Source organism: Citrobacter sp. wls827 (assembly GCF_005280875.1).
In the GTDB taxonomy this organism is placed as follows: domain Bacteria; phylum Pseudomonadota; class Gammaproteobacteria; order Enterobacterales; family Enterobacteriaceae; genus Citrobacter; species Citrobacter youngae.
Genome location: NZ_SZWR01000018.1, coordinates 308,115 through 322,335, shown reverse-complemented (window position 1 = coordinate 322,335; position 14,221 = coordinate 308,115). Strand labels below are relative to the sequence as shown.

The window sequence follows — 14,221 nt, the reverse complement described above, 5'->3', positions numbered from 1 at the left end:
TATCAGGCCTACTCAATAATCCAGGCCGGATAAGCGAAGCGCCATCCGGCAATTAACCGCTGAATACGTTACCCGCGTTGGCCGATGTTTTCAGCACCCACACGCGTCCGTAGTGATTATACCACCCCGCACGGTGTCCGGCGTCTGCACCAATACCCTGGTAGATATCGAAGTGCTGTCCTTTGATCGCCCCACCGACATCTAATGCCACCATCAGACGTAATTCATACTGACCGGTAAATTTACCGTTATTGTCCAGCAGCGGAACTTCCGCCAGTAACGTTGTGCCCGCAGGAATGATACTGCGGTCAGAAGCCACGGATGCGCGACCAATCAGCGGTACCGCGCTGGCCCCTTTGACCGGCGCAAAAGATTGCGGTTTAAAGAAGACAAACGATGGGTTCTGCTCCAGCAGCTCACGCACTTCGGCTTCGCTGTGCGTTTCACCCCAATGGCGAATGGCCTGCATCGACATATCTTCTTTTTTCACTTCGCCACGGTCGATAAGCACCTTACCGATACTGCGATAGGCGTGACCGTTTTTCCCGGAATAGCTAAAGAAGTTCAGCGGGCTGCCATCGCCAAAATCGATGTAACCACTGCCCTGAACATCCATAATGAAGTTATCCATCAGGGAGTTGCTGTACGCCAGAATGTAATTGTCGCTCAGCGCGCCAGCATAGATCTCGGCACGGCTTGGTAAGCGCCCACGTTTTGGCGGCATACGATAGATAGGATACTGAAACTCGCCCTGGCGCGTATGGCGCGCCTGAATAACCGGTGTGTAGTAACCGGTAAACTGAACGTTACCGTAGTTGTCCGCCCCTTCCATTTGCCAGGCGTCAATACCAAACTGGCGCATACTGCGCGTATCACCGCCCGCACGTAGCCACTGCTGGATAGCGTTGTAAACGTTACTCTGGTTACCGTACAAACGTGGCGATGCGCTGCGAATTTGATTAACCTGCTCGGCGAAATCACCGGCGTTAATTGGCGCGCCAACCGCATCAGGCTGGTTCACCAGTGAGAAAGGCTGGGTAAATTTCCCGTCTTTATACTGCTGCCCACGATCGGTGGGTTTTGAGGAACATGCTGCGAGCATCGCGACGACTGCTCCCGCCAGAAGATATTTTGCCCAACGTCCTTTCATTGTTCTCGTCTTATGTTGCCTGAATGCGAGACGAAGATAACAAACCCCCGAACCTAATGAAATGCGTATACCTACCCGAACGCAAATTTTGCGCAAAAAACAATCCAGAATGCGTTGTTTTTGTTCGTTTTCGCCCTAAAAACGTGATCAAGGTGAAAAAAGGGTTGCATGAAATCATTAGCAGAGTATAGTGCGCATCCACGGACGCGGGGTGGAGCAGCCTGGTAGCTCGTCGGGCTCATAACCCGAAGGTCGTCAGTTCAAATCTGGCCCCCGCAACCAATTAAAATCAGAAGCAGTAACGTTACTCGATGGAAGAGTAATGACGGACGCGGGGTGGAGCAGCCTGGTAGCTCGTCGGGCTCATAACCCGAAGGTCGTCGGTTCAAATCCGGCCCCCGCAACCAACATATTCTGTTAAGGTCATTTAATAAGACCTTGAAAAATAAAACCGCAAAAGCGTTTCGCTTTATGCGGTTTTTTTGTGTCTGTCATCCGCCCGTATCGGTCAATTCTACGGACGGTATATCATTCGCCAGGGTTAATAGTAGCTGGCATTAAAGGTCGCAGTGGCTTCAAAATCTCCGGCCTTTAGCGTTGTTCCATCGGCTCTCAGAAACGCATACATGGTATAATTGCCCACATACATAAATCCGTCTACATAATGATCGTCACTTGGCTCAATTCCTTCACCCAACGGAACATCCAGGGCCAGATTCATGTCAGCGAAACCATATTTAGGATAGAACCCCAATCCAAAACCACTGGCGGCATTATCACCCGTTAGCTTATTGAGTAATAAATTTTGATTAGTGTCAACGGGATTTCCATTGCTGAGAATGCGGAGTTCCATTCTACTGACCATACTGCAAGTGCCTGAATAAACTGTAAATGATTGTGTTTTAGCTTTACTCAAAGAGTCAAACTCACCAAAATCAACCTCCGGTGAGCTGAGTCTCAAATTACAGGTCGTAGGCGTAATCGGAATGGCAGGCGCATTAAACCTGAACCCCTTCAGAGTATTATTAAAGCCTAATTTAAAATATGTTGAATTAATGGCTGAGATCTCACTCGCTTTTACACGATCGCCAAAACTCCCCCCCGCATACCATAATTCGGCCCAGAACTCCCACTTGGCGCCATTAAGTTGGGCAGGGGTCGCGCTGAACATATATCCGTTGTTAAGGTGCCCCGAAGTGCTACCGCTGCCGTCGCCATAGGTCACGGTGTACCAGAGTCCATACCCAAATCCATTGGCACCAGCGCCTATCAGCATCCCACCATCAGACAGCGTTTCAGACAGTGGTGCATAAGAAAAAGAATCCCCGTCGACGCTCATCGCGTCTCCCGTAGACGAACTACAGGTGGAGATTACCGGCCCGCCGGCCAGTAACGAACTGCGGAATAACTGCTGCATATCTGAGTTTGTCAGCGTGACCGCCGTTATTGGCGACGTTGCCATGGTTTGCTCAATATATGTTCCCGTCGGTGTGGTGAATGAACAGTTCGCCAATGCGCTGTGAACGCCACATAACCCCAACGCTAGCAGCGTGATAATTCCATATTTTTTCAGCATAAAGCATCCTTTTTATTCATAAGCTGCGGAAACAATCACCGATGCACTTAAGCGGCGAGCTTCCTGCGTTCCACCCGCTATGTACTGATAGCGTGCCGCATAATGAAAGGTTTGCTCGTCATCCGTCATAAGCCCGAGAAACGAAATATCATTCAGCAGTACATTCCTGACATATGCACTATTATTTATATCAAAAATAACGATTCCGATACCCGCTGATGGCTGGTCAACAAATACACCAGGTAGTAGCGAAGCGACTCCAGTAGCATCGGAAAACGTTAACCGCATCCTTCGCTGTATTGCTGCGGATTCACTACCGCAACCAGAGAGCGTAATATCAAACGGGGTATAGAGATTGTCATCACTGCCATAATCCCCTGGCCCCAGAGAATAATAACTACCACTGGGTTCAAACAGCCTGATATCAGCGCCGGGGAGAGTTACATATCCCTCTGCAACACGAATATCACACACTGATGTTACCGCCGTAGCCTTTACCGTCAGCGTCATCGTCGGTGCCTCAATCCAACTCTCTGCCGCCAGCGCCGGGGTGGAAATCAGCAGCATCAGCAGATAAAACATTAAGTTATGCATGATCCACTCCTTACCGTCAGTTATAGCGCACAATAATCTGAATCGCCTGACTATAGTTTTCAGAACTGCCGTCCGTCTCCACTAAATACAGTCTGTACCTCGCCCACAGAGGAATAGTATTTGTGGTCAAGACCAGATCATTCCATTTATTAAATTCCACTTCAGAATCGCTATCATCTTTTATTTTGACGCCGGCCCAATGAACGCCATCGCAGGCAACTTTATTATCGGTTGTACAGGTATCGGCGTTAAATGCGACTTGTGCTTTATTAAACATGTCATTGCAGTCTTTTAACGCAATATATAGATATTGAACGAGATAATCATTGGTCTTGTAACGCAGGCCACTGCGCAACACATTGCCGAAATCGAAGGTCAGTGATTTCTCTCCTCCACCCGCGGAACTCCCCAGAGATACATTGCATGAAGCTTCCTGCAGGCGCGCTTTTACCGTCAGCTGAATCTCTTTGCTGCTGCCGACGCACCTTGAAACATTAGCATTGACGCAGGTAGCGAAACTGGCGGCGCTAAAACAAAACGAGAACAGGCCAAATGCTAAATGGCGATAAATTCGGTTATGGATCATGGCGTCACCTTCACGCTGGTTGATGTCATCCGGCAGCGCAGACCGGGGATAAGCGGCGTTTTACCGATCATGTTGGCATTGCTATCCAGTTGATAACTCACCTGGCAGCGGCTTTCTGTACCACTGCCCCAAATGACAGAGAGCGTACCGCTGTCATCCACGCCACGCACAAAGGCAATCCCCGCCTGACCGACGGTGCCGACCGAACTACCAGTGCTATCCTGCACATCTGCCGCCAGCGGAATAAACCCGCCATCGTCGCGCGTCAGTTCCAACATAAACGCTTTACGGGCATCGGTTTCGATATCCACACGCACCAGCGCCCCGCTGGTAGGCACCACGACGCCGGTGGTATTGCCGATCGCCACATCGTTTTCCATCGTGTCAATATTCAGACCGACGGTGTTTTCGCGGTAGGGGCTCAGACTGGTGACGACCATATTGCCAAAACCGTCTACCTGCCCATTGCCCATTGAGGCGGACGCGCCCTTCGCCCCGCTGGCGTGTACCAGCGCCATCGTCGAGTCTGGCGTTAAATAACCGGAAGCCAGCGTCAGCCCGCCGCTATGCAGCACCACGCCACCGGTTGCACTTAGCGAATACTGTTGATCACCGTTAAGCCCTTGCGTCGCCGATAATGAGGTAGTGCTGTACGCGCCGTTGCGCGTCACCCAACTGCCGACCGTGGTGAGATCTTCGCTGTCTTTGTTGCGGCTGCTTGTGGTATTCAGGGAGTAGCTATACATATTGTCTCGCGAGCTTCCTGTCGCCATCGCGCTGATGCTGTCATTACCTTTAAAATCGCTACTGCTGTTGACGCTCATGCTGGAGAACGGACGATAGTCCACGCTGGATCCTGACCCCAACGGAATAGAGAAACCCAGGTTGATGCTGTCGTCTTCCTCACCAAATTCGTTATAGCTACGTTGGGCGGAAATGCTGTAACTCACGCTCCCCACAGAGCTGCTATAGCCCACGGAATACTGCGAGGTGTTGCCATCATCGCCCCAGTAGCTACGCCAGGTCCCATTCAGATAAAACGAGCCATAACTTTCACCATTGATAGTCACATCCTGATAGACGTTGGCCTGTATCTCGTTGCGCGTGCGCGTATAGGCGTGATACGCCTCCCGGGTGGTGGTGCTATTATCAGAAGCATAATTATTCAGCGTGTTTTTAAGCGACAACGCATCGTTCATTGACAGGTAGTTTTCCGAGGAAAAGCGATAACCGACCACGCTGAAGGTGGTCCCCGTCGCCGTGAAATTTTTACTGTAGTTAAGGCTGTAACTCTGCCCTTTTAAGGTGCCAACGTCATCGGCGGTGGTTTGTGAGTGCGTCACGTCGAATGAAAACGCCCCGATACCCGTATTCATTGCCACGCCGAGCATTCCGGCGGTGTATAAATTTTCCGCCATTTGCACACCGCCGTAGGCGGTAAACATATTGCTCAAGCCGTAAGAGGCGGTGGCGACTCCCGCCCACAGCGTTTCATCAACCGTGTCTTTATCTATCGTGCCGATACCGATATCCCAGTCCACTTCGCCAGGACGCAGCAAATGGGCAATAGAGGCATAGGGCATGGAAAATACGCGAGTACTGCCGTCAGATTCTTCAACGGTAACGTCCAGATCGCTGCCGTTTTGTGCGGCATAGTAGTCGCTGATGGCGAACGGCCCCGGCGGAACGGTGACCTGCGTGACAATACGTCCTTCCTGGCGTACCGTCACTTTGGCATTGCTGTTCGCAACGCCGCGAATCACCGGCACATAGCTATTAGCCGATGGATCCATCTGCGCGTCGTTGTAAAGATGCACGCCGTCCAGAGAAATGGAGTCCATCATATTGGCGTTAGTACGAACATCCCCGACTTCCAGTTTTGCGCGCAGCGGCACGATGTCGCGCGCAATAAAGAGATCGTAGCTGCTGTACTCTCCGCCGTTGTCGCTATCCCAGTTGTATGCGCCATTTGAACGTAAACGCCATGCGCCAAGGTTCACACCAAACATCAATCCGGTGTAAAAAGAGTCCTGCGTGGTACCGTTACTTTTGGCATGCCAGGCGTTAGCGTTATAGGAGAGCATCGCCATCGGGATCCCGGAATCCCAACGTGAGGGAGGAATGTAACCCGCAGGATGACTGACCAGATACACCTGCGGGATCGTCACATTCATTTCCTGCGTCAACGGATCGTAGCGGCTGGATGACTTCGGCAGGATGGCGGCCAGATCATAACAGGCGTCCTCATCCTCCTGATTCAGCAACGCGGGATCCACATTGAGCTGCTCCAGCAGCGCATGGGTAAAACACGCCGACGCATAATCCGTATTGTTTTCGTGAAAAGTCAGCTGCGTTTTGAACATTTCCTTGCCATTAAGGAAAACTTTAACGTTGTATGTCCCGGCAAGAACAGGATTTCCACGTGAAAAACGCTTCAGGTTAAGCTGGCTGCCTGCATCGCCCATTAGAAAGGCGTCACTAAACTCCACCACCTCGGTGCTGGCGCTTTCATCGGGCGTGCCTTCATCTGCTTGTGCGGACGCCAGCGAAAAAAAACCGGTCAGAAACGTCAATAAATAAATAGATCGCGATAATCGGCACACTATCATTCCCTTTAAATTAATAATCCTGTTACTCTGCCGGTACTGCCTTATTTAATCGTCTTAACGACTTCCGAATCTGCACCGTAATCATTCAATGCAACCCATGACACTTTATTAATGGAAGTCGTCGTTAATTGCGGAACCACAAAACGTTCTTCGCTAAAAGGACTCAACATTTTCGGTTTGTACTCATATTTTTTCGCCCCTGCCCATACCGCGCCGCCAATCAGCGAGAGATAATAAGGCGAGTCGTTTTGCAGGACGATCGCCACGTTGCCCGCATCATTGACCAGCGACCACTTAACATTATTTAAACCATCAATAAAACTGCCCTTCAGCGATGCCGGACGGTAAAAAAATTTAATCCGCGAACGCAACGCCAGATTAAGCTTGCTTTTTCCTTCCGCACTCTTATCTTTGGGTGGAATTTCCAGCACGTTAAACCAATAAATACTCTCTTTATCCTGCGGCAATGCCTGACCGGTCCAGGTAATACGCACGCTCTGACCTTTTTGTGGATCAAGACGCGAGACCGGCGGTGTGACAATAAACGGCAGTTTCATTTTTGCCGGGTCGCCATTTTCATTACCGTCATCCAGCCAGGATTGAACTAATAAAGGTGACTTGCCTTCGTTGACCATTTTTACCGTTACTTCTTTCGCCGCTTCAGGATAAATAATACGCGTGCCCTGAATAACAACACTGGCCAGCGATGATGAAGTACAGGTCATCACTAATAAACACGCAGCAAATAGCGAACAGGAATACCTTTTCATATTAATTCCTTTGATATAAATATTATTTACGCATTATCCTGCATTTTTGTATAAACAAACTAAATGCATTTTTAGATACTTTATTCAACATTAATGATCACGGTAGCATCTGCCGTAACAATACCCGCACCAGGTGTACCGTAGGCGATATAACCGACAGAATAGGTTGACTCCCAGTTATAGCAAATTGGCTCGACTTCCTCGAAGCTATAACAACGACCCACAGTTACATATTCATAATATTTCCGGCTGCCCGTCTCGAAATTTATGACTGAACCCGGTGGTGTTGATTGATCCAGTACCTGGAAGCCAACGTTTACCGCACCTGATAAGGTGGTATTTTTTAACGCATAAGTTGCAGGATCGGTCTCTCCGCTTGTCACCCAACGAATATTTGGGTGAAACGCCTCAGCCTCCGTACACTCAGAACGTATAACGAAACTCTTTTGATGCAGCGGACTTGAGGTCGCCCCCTGAATATCCTTCAGGGAGGCCGTCTCTAACGTAATGGTGGTACTGCTCACACCATCCACCTCGACCCATACGTTACATTTTGTGGGCACGGGCAAGATCTTAGCCCGAACAGCAATTTCAGGCGTCTGTATCGTATCCGAGCCCAAAGCGCAAAAGACCATCAGAGATAAAAGGAAAGATAAATATTTCATTTACTTCCCCTATTACTGAAAGGTGGCAGAAAACATAATAGAAGCATCAAGCTCACCGTAGTCCACTTGTGCGCCATAAGGCACGACGCCAATCATAAAATTAAAATCCGCCGTTTTCGCATCACTATTCTGCACAAGGGATTGCGTATTTTCCACTGTGCTAAAATCAATCATCACATTCTGATCGGTATCTTTAAAAACAAAGCCAAACTGATTATTTCTATCTTTAGACTTAATTGCGAGGGTGGCGGCATCAACCTCCTGCGATGTGGTTATTTTTCCGGTCACCGCTGACGCCGCATACCCGGATGGGCAGGTGACACGGAAATAATAATCTCCCATTTCCGATAACCACCTAATATCGCCTACGGCTGGTATACTGCCGAACCTGGCGACCAATCCAATAGAATCAATTAGTGCTGCATAACTGTAAAGTTCCACCTTACAAGTTGACTCCGTTACCCGACCAGTAAATTCATATTCCAGCGTATCGGCAGCACACGCTGAATTTTCCCACGTCAACCCATACAGTAGCAGCAAAAAAATCGATTTATTCACAGACGCTCCATCAGGCATAGGTCAGGGTAAAAGTCGCCGCCGCATGCACATCGCCTTTTTCCGGTACGCCAAGGTTGATATAACCAATCTCAAAGCGAAACGAGGCGCTGTTATCACTGCTCAAGGGCAACGTGAACTGCTGCGTGGTACTGAAGTCAACAACAGTGTCAGTAGTTTTATCTTTAATTTGTAGGCCGACATCTTTTGCGCCAGTCGCATCGGTAATCGTATTTTTTAATGCTTTTACACTGCTATCAATCTCGCCATCCGTGGTAAATTTCCCCGTTACTTCATGCAAGTAGGAGGGTGCGGAACAATTGATGTTAATAGTAAATTCTTTCGCTGAAACGAGAGTCGTTGAAGCAATTAACGCCTCTGTTGTCACCTCTTCTAACGCTATCGAAGTACCATCTCCCGGTGTTTGTAGGGTACAGGTTGTTTTATAAATCTGCCCTTCCACCTTAAACTGAGCGGCAGCTATCGCTTTTTGCCCACTTAGCAGGCCGAATATCATCAGGAGCAACAATAACGGTTTTCCTTTACGCACACTCCCTCCTTCCTGGATGCAAAAGCAGGGCCTAACGGCCCTGCCTGGTATTATTACTGATAAGTTGCGATAAACATGGCGTCAGCCGCAACCAGACCGCCGCTGACAGTGCCGGTTTTCAGATAGCCCACGTTATAATTGAACAGCATTGGCGCTGCAGTATCGATCACTTTCGACACGCGATCCGCGGTGGTAAACGTCTGGACTGCATTGCTGCTGTCTTTGTTTTGCACCTGGAAACCAACCCCTTGTGCACCCGCAGCCGTAACGTCGGAGTTATCCAGCGCAGAAGTGCTGGCATTAATCGCTGTACCTTTTGCCGCTGCCAGATAGCCTTCTACAGTGGCATAGCTCGCACCGGTAATTTTGTCTTTGGCCCCTTGGGCAGTACAGTCCAGAGATACTGTGAAGTCTTTTTTCATTACCGAGTCAGTGGTGGCTGCCGTTACGGTTTTAACGTCAGTCGGATCCAGTTGCACGGAAGTTCCTCCCCCTAAAAGCTCCGCCGTACAGATGTTAGTCTGCACTTCACCTGCAAAATGAATATCCGCAGAGTCCTGATCGCCCGCGAAGGCGCTTCCTGCAAATGCCATAGCAATGGCTGCAATAGTGAATTTTTTCATTTTTTTCCCTTGGTGATAAATATCCAATACCATAATTTATGGTGTCTGCATTCCTGCCAGAGGTGATGCGAGAAAATTATATCCCAAGTAAAGAGATACTATGTGCCAGAAGACATCATCAGATTTATTTTTAGGAAAAAAACAATATAAAAAACTTATTAGTCAATAAATGCAATAATATTTTCAATATAATTAACTATCTATTAGGTATAAATTTCAGATAGATAAACCAATTTCTAAATTGAATCACTAACAGGGTATTTCATGAATATGAATTTATCGACAACTTATCCGATAATAATAGATGAACCAGTAAATACTCCCACTATAATATTTCGTCCTGGACAATCATTCTTTATATCGCACCGGAATGCCAGGACGTGTATTTATCCCCTTCTCGCCAGCGTCGCCCCGTCGGCAAAGTAAGCTTTAATCCCCGCCAGAATCGACTCTGCAACTTCCTGCTGAAAGGTCGCCGTTTTGAGTTTGCGCTCTTCCTCAACGTTACTGATAAATGCCGTTTCTACCAGAATGGACGGGATATCCGGCGCTTTTAGCACCGCAAACCCGGCTTGTTCAACCTGGTTCTTATGCAGATTGTTGATTTTACCAAGCTTATTTAATACCGCTTTACCAAACTTGAGGCTGTCGGCGATGGTCAGCGATTGCACCATGTCGAACATAGTGTGGTCGACGTAGCGGTCGCCACTCTTGCTGACGCCACCGATGAGATCCGAGGCGTTCTGGGTCTGTGCCAGATATTTCGCCGCGGTACTGGTCGCGCCTTTGGTCGAGAGCGCAAACACCGACGAACCGCTGGGCTGTCGACTGGTAAAGGCATCGGCGTGAATCGAGACAAACAGGTCTGCGCGCTGCTTCTGCGCTTTTGCCACACGGACTTTAAGCGGAATGAAAATATCTTCATTTCGCGTCATAAAGACCCTCATGTTGCCCTCTTTCTCTATAAGGGCTCGCAGACGGCGGGCAATCTGCAGTACCACATCTTTTTCACGCGTCTTGTATTTCCCCACCGCGCCGGAATCTTCCCCACCGTGGCCCGGGTCCAGCATAATAACAATGGGGCGATCGCGTCCCGCTTTGCCCGGCTGTGGGCCACTCTGCGCAGGTGGAACCTGTTTATCCAGATCGCCCTTGTTGTAATCTTCCAGCAACGCCAGCAGAGGATCCTGAACATCCTGGGCATTCGCGGGATAGAGATCCATCACCAGACGTTCTTTAAAGCCCGCCACCGGCGCCAGAGCAAAAAGTTGCGGCTTCACATTCTGTTTCAGCTCGAACACCATCCGCACGGTTTGTGGATCAAACTGGCCAACGCGCGCCGATTTAATATACGGGTCGTCAGGACGAATCTGCGCTCCCATGCCCTTGAGCACCGAGTTCAGATTAACGTCTTCAATATCCACAACCACACGCTCAGGATTACTCAGGGCAAACTGTTTGTATTTCAGCAGACGGTTAGATTCTACCGTGACGCGGGTATAGCTGGACGCAGGCCAGATACGTACGGCAACGACCTGACTCGCGGCAGCCAGACCAACCTGGCTGACGCTTAAAAGCCACATAGCACCCGCACCTTTCAGTAAACGGCGGCGACTGATTGCTGAGTTGGATCCCGACATGCTTCTCCCGAGCAAAAGAAATCTGTATTGAGGTAATACGTAAAACGTCCGAATTGACCGGAAACTTTAGCGAATGACGCATAATCTGTCATCTATAAAAGGGTAAACATTCTTTTTATATTCACGGTATTACTGATAAAAATCTTCGGTATGGGTAAAAATTACGCTTGCGTACAGCGCAAAAACAGAATAAAAATACACAAATTACGAATAATCATGCAATGAGGGTGTGCCGTGGTGAAGGAGCGTAGAACCGAACTGGTACAGGGATTCCGCCATTCTGTTCCCTATATCAATACCCATCGGGGAAAAACGTTTGTCATTATGCTGGGCGGCGAAGCCATCGAGCATGAAAACTTTTCCAGTATCGTCAATGACATTGGTCTTCTTCATAGCCTCGGCATCCGCCTGGTCGTGGTCTATGGCGCACGACCGCAGATTGATGCCAATCTTGCGGCGCATCATCATGAACCGGTGTACCACAAAAACACGCGCGTCACCGATGCGAAAACCCTGGAGCTGGTCAAACAGGCTGCGGGGCTACTTCAGCTTGATATTACCGCCCGCCTGTCGATGAGCCTGAATAATACGCCGTTGCAGGGGGCGCATATCAATGTGGTCAGCGGTAATTTTATTATCTCCCAGCCGCTGGGCGTTGATGACGGCGTAGATTACTGCCATAGCGGGCGTATTCGTCGCATCGATGAAGATGCCATTCACCGTCAGTTAGATAGCGGCGCGATTGTGCTGATGGGACCGGTCGCCGTTTCCGTCACCGGTGAGAGCTTTAACCTGACGTCAGAAGAGGTCGCCACGCAGTTGGCTATCAAACTGAAGGCGGAGAAGATGATCGGCTTTTGCTCCTCTCAGGGCGTCACCAACGATGATGGCGATATTATTTCCGAGCTGTTTCCCAACGAAGCCCAGGCTCGCGTTGAATTGCAGGAAGAGAAAGGTGATTACAGCTCCGGCACGGTGCGCTTCCTACGCGGCGCAGTGAAAGCCTGTCGCAGTGGCGTACGCCGTTGCCATCTGATTAGCTATCAGGAAGATGGCGCATTACTGCAGGAACTGTTCTCCCGTGACGGCATCGGTACGCAGATCGTAATGGAAAGCGCCGAGCAGATCCGCCGCGCCACCATTAACGATATCGGCGGGATTTTGGAGCTAATCCGCCCGCTGGAACAGCAAGGTATTCTGGTCCGCCGCTCCCGCGAACAGCTGGAAATGGAGATCGACAAGTTCACCATAATTCAGCGCGATAACCTGACTATCGCCTGTGCCGCTCTTTACCCTTTCCCGGAAGAGAGAATTGGCGAAATGGCGTGCGTAGCGGTACATCCGGACTACCGTAGCTCGTCGCGCGGGGAAGTGTTGCTGGAACGGATCGCCGCGCAGGCCCGGCAAATGGGGCTGAGCAAGCTGTTCGTGCTGACCACACGCAGCATTCACTGGTTTCAGGAGCGAGGCTTCACCCCGGTAGATATCGACCTGCTGCCGGAAAGCAAAAAAGAGATGTACAACTATCAGCGGCGGTCAAAAGTGCTGATGGCGGATTTGGCATAGGAGTGGTTGCCGGATGCGGCATAACTGCCTTATCCGGCCAGCAAATGTTATTGATTAAACAGCGCCGACAATCCGCTTCGGCGTTCGGTTCGGGTGGCAATGGCGCTACTCAATATCCGTTCATCGGCATACAGTGACAAACGACGGCGTGCGCGGGTGACGGCGGTATAGACCAGCTCACGGGTCACCACGGGTGAGTGCTGGTTGGGTAAAATTAACGCCGCGTGGTCAAACTCAGATCCCTGCGATTTATGGACGGTCATTGCCCAGGTCGTTTCATGTTCAGGCAAGCGACTGGGCTGGACCGATTTGATAGAACCGTCCGGCAGCGCAAACCACACTCTCAGGCCCTGCCCACGATCGAGGGCAATACCAATATCACCGTTAAATAATCCCAACGAACTGTCATTGCGCGCGATCATTACCGGCCTTCCCTCATACCAGCGGCTATGCGTCGAACGGTGAATTTTGCGCTTTTGCGCCATCACCTGCTCAATGCGTTCATTCAAGCCACCCACGCCAAACGGACCTTCCCGCAGGGCGCACAATAGCTGATACTTATTGAAGGCCTGAATGACAGCATCCGGCTCGGCACGCTCGCGCAGTAAATCGAGATAGTTCCCATAACCCGCCAGCGCTTCCTCCAGCATCGCTGCGTAATCTTCGCTGCTGTGCAGAGCGCGTTTTTCGATGTCGTCAAATCCCTGCTGGAAGACCGTTTTTATCGCGGCTTTGTCACCACGATTAATCGCCGCAGCCAACTGGCCGATTCCGGAATCGCTACCGAAACGGTAGCTCTTTTGCAGCAGGCACAAACTGTCGCGCAGAGCAGCCGCCTGAGTTCCCGAACCTGCCGGAATAGTGGTTTCAGTCAGGCGACTAAGCTGGCGGGCACGCTCCGGGGTAAAGCCATCACCGACGAAAGCACAGATATCCCCCAGCACCGCCCCCGCTTCAACGGAAGCGAGCTGGTCGCGATCGCCAAGAAAAATCACCCGCCCATGTGGCGGTAGCGCATCGATAAGGCGCGACATCATCGGCAAATCGATCATCGAGGCTTCATCCACCACCAGCACGTCCAGATGCAGTGGGTTTCCTGCATGATGCCGCAGGCGTTGGCTTCCAGGCTGAGCGCCCAATAATCGGTGCAATGTACTGGCATCATCGGGAATGCGCTTCTTTTGCTCATCGGTCAGCGGCAGTTCTCGCAGCGCCGCGCCCAGCGAGGCGGTCAGACGGGCTGCCGCTTTTCCCGTTGGCGCCGCCAGACGAATACGACAGCGTTCACCGTCCGCCATCTGAATCAACGCCGCCAGCAGCCTCGCCACCGTTGTCGT

General features: G+C 50.4%; 13 protein-coding genes and 2 tRNA genes. 3 read left to right on the top strand and 12 right to left on the bottom strand.

Annotation, left to right across the window (positions count from 1 at the left end; all coding sequences use genetic code 11):
* Positions 1-52 precede the first annotated feature (52 nt).
* Positions 53-1,150, bottom strand: a complete 1,098-nt coding sequence (gene mltA, locus FDX03_RS14765; RefSeq protein ID WP_137346127.1) for a murein transglycosylase A — start codon at positions 1,148-1,150, stop codon at positions 53-55.
* Between the two features lie 205 nt (positions 1,151-1,355).
* Between mltA and FDX03_RS14760 the strand changes: the two genes are divergently transcribed.
* Positions 1,356-1,432, top strand: a tRNA-Met gene (locus FDX03_RS14760).
* A gap of 48 nt (positions 1,433-1,480) precedes the next feature.
* Positions 1,481-1,557 (top strand) — tRNA-Met (locus FDX03_RS14755).
* Between the two features lie 134 nt (positions 1,558-1,691).
* Here FDX03_RS14755 and FDX03_RS14750 read toward each other — a convergent pair.
* The 10 genes from FDX03_RS14750 to amiC form a co-directional block, all read right to left on the bottom strand.
* The gene (locus FDX03_RS14750) at positions 1,692-2,726 is read right to left on the bottom strand and encodes a fimbrial protein (RefSeq protein WP_137346126.1); all 1,035 of its coding nucleotides are present in this window, start codon (positions 2,724-2,726) and stop codon (positions 1,692-1,694) included.
* Between the two features lie 12 nt (positions 2,727-2,738).
* Positions 2,739-3,320, bottom strand: coding sequence for a type 1 fimbrial protein (locus FDX03_RS14745; protein WP_137346125.1), 582 nt, complete (start codon positions 3,318-3,320; stop codon positions 2,739-2,741).
* Between the two features lie 16 nt (positions 3,321-3,336).
* Positions 3,337-3,906, bottom strand: a complete 570-nt coding sequence (locus FDX03_RS14740; RefSeq protein ID WP_137346124.1) for a hypothetical protein — start codon at positions 3,904-3,906, stop codon at positions 3,337-3,339.
* The gene (locus tag FDX03_RS14735) at positions 3,903-6,515 is read right to left on the bottom strand and encodes an outer membrane usher protein (RefSeq protein WP_137346123.1); all 2,613 of its coding nucleotides are present in this window, start codon (positions 6,513-6,515) and stop codon (positions 3,903-3,905) included. Before FDX03_RS14735 ends, FDX03_RS14740 begins: the two co-directional genes overlap by 4 nt.
* A 41-nt stretch (positions 6,516-6,556) precedes the next feature.
* The gene (locus FDX03_RS14730) at positions 6,557-7,285 is read right to left on the bottom strand and encodes a fimbria/pilus periplasmic chaperone (RefSeq protein WP_202927495.1); all 729 of its coding nucleotides are present in this window, start codon (positions 7,283-7,285) and stop codon (positions 6,557-6,559) included.
* An 80-nt stretch (positions 7,286-7,365) separates the two neighbouring features.
* The gene (locus tag FDX03_RS14725) at positions 7,366-7,950 is read right to left on the bottom strand and encodes a fimbrial protein (protein WP_137346122.1); all 585 of its coding nucleotides are present in this window, start codon (positions 7,948-7,950) and stop codon (positions 7,366-7,368) included.
* Between the two features lie 12 nt (positions 7,951-7,962).
* Positions 7,963-8,508 carry a hypothetical protein gene (locus tag FDX03_RS14720; RefSeq protein ID WP_137346121.1) on the bottom strand — a complete coding sequence of 182 codons (546 nt, stop codon included), beginning with the start codon at positions 8,506-8,508 and terminating at the stop codon, positions 7,963-7,965.
* Positions 8,509-8,518: 10 nt separating this feature from the next.
* A complete protein-coding gene (locus tag FDX03_RS14715) occupies positions 8,519-9,055 on the bottom strand; it encodes a fimbrial protein (RefSeq protein ID WP_115601538.1) in 537 nt (178 codons plus the stop codon).
* 53 nt (positions 9,056-9,108) lie between these two features.
* Positions 9,109-9,678 carry a fimbrial protein gene (locus FDX03_RS14710; protein WP_249357070.1) on the bottom strand — a complete coding sequence of 190 codons (570 nt, stop codon included), beginning with the start codon at positions 9,676-9,678 and terminating at the stop codon, positions 9,109-9,111.
* 386 nt (positions 9,679-10,064) lie between these two features.
* On the bottom strand, positions 10,065-11,318 hold the full coding sequence (gene amiC, locus FDX03_RS14705) for an N-acetylmuramoyl-L-alanine amidase AmiC (RefSeq protein WP_137346119.1): 1,254 nt from the start codon (positions 11,316-11,318) through the stop codon (positions 10,065-10,067).
* A 234-nt stretch (positions 11,319-11,552) separates the two neighbouring features.
* On the opposite strand from amiC, the gene argA reads away from it, so the two are divergent.
* The gene (gene argA, locus FDX03_RS14700) at positions 11,553-12,884 is read left to right on the top strand and encodes an amino-acid N-acetyltransferase (RefSeq protein WP_003034012.1); all 1,332 of its coding nucleotides are present in this window, start codon (positions 11,553-11,555) and stop codon (positions 12,882-12,884) included.
* Between the two features lie 47 nt (positions 12,885-12,931).
* Here the strand turns inward: argA and recD are convergent.
* A partial coding sequence (gene recD, locus FDX03_RS14695) for an exodeoxyribonuclease V subunit alpha (RefSeq protein WP_249357069.1) occupies positions 12,932-14,221 on the bottom strand: 1,290 nt, incomplete at its 5' end.

Bases quoted from the DNA above. Each gene is read 5' to 3' on its own strand.
- amiC (WP_137346119.1), bottom strand. From the start codon at position 11,318: ATGTCGGGATCCAACTCAGCAATCAGTCGCCGCCGTTTACTGAAAGGT.
- mltA (WP_137346127.1), bottom strand. From the start codon at position 1,150: ATGAAAGGACGTTGGGCAAAATATCTTCTGGCGGGAGCAGTCGTCGCG.
- FDX03_RS14710 (WP_249357070.1), bottom strand. From the start codon at position 9,678: ATGAAAAAATTCACTATTGCAGCCATTGCTATGGCATTTGCAGGAAGC.
- FDX03_RS14730 (WP_202927495.1), bottom strand. From the start codon at position 7,285: ATGAAAAGGTATTCCTGTTCGCTATTTGCTGCGTGTTTATTAGTGATG.
- FDX03_RS14745 (WP_137346125.1), bottom strand. From the start codon at position 3,320: ATGCATAACTTAATGTTTTATCTGCTGATGCTGCTGATTTCCACCCCG.
- FDX03_RS14735 (WP_137346123.1), bottom strand. From the start codon at position 6,515: ATGATAGTGTGCCGATTATCGCGATCTATTTATTTATTGACGTTTCTG.
- FDX03_RS14750 (WP_137346126.1), bottom strand. From the start codon at position 2,726: ATGCTGAAAAAATATGGAATTATCACGCTGCTAGCGTTGGGGTTATGT.
- FDX03_RS14740 (WP_137346124.1), bottom strand. From the start codon at position 3,906: ATGATCCATAACCGAATTTATCGCCATTTAGCATTTGGCCTGTTCTCG.
- FDX03_RS14725 (WP_137346122.1), bottom strand. From the start codon at position 7,950: ATGAAATATTTATCTTTCCTTTTATCTCTGATGGTCTTTTGCGCTTTG.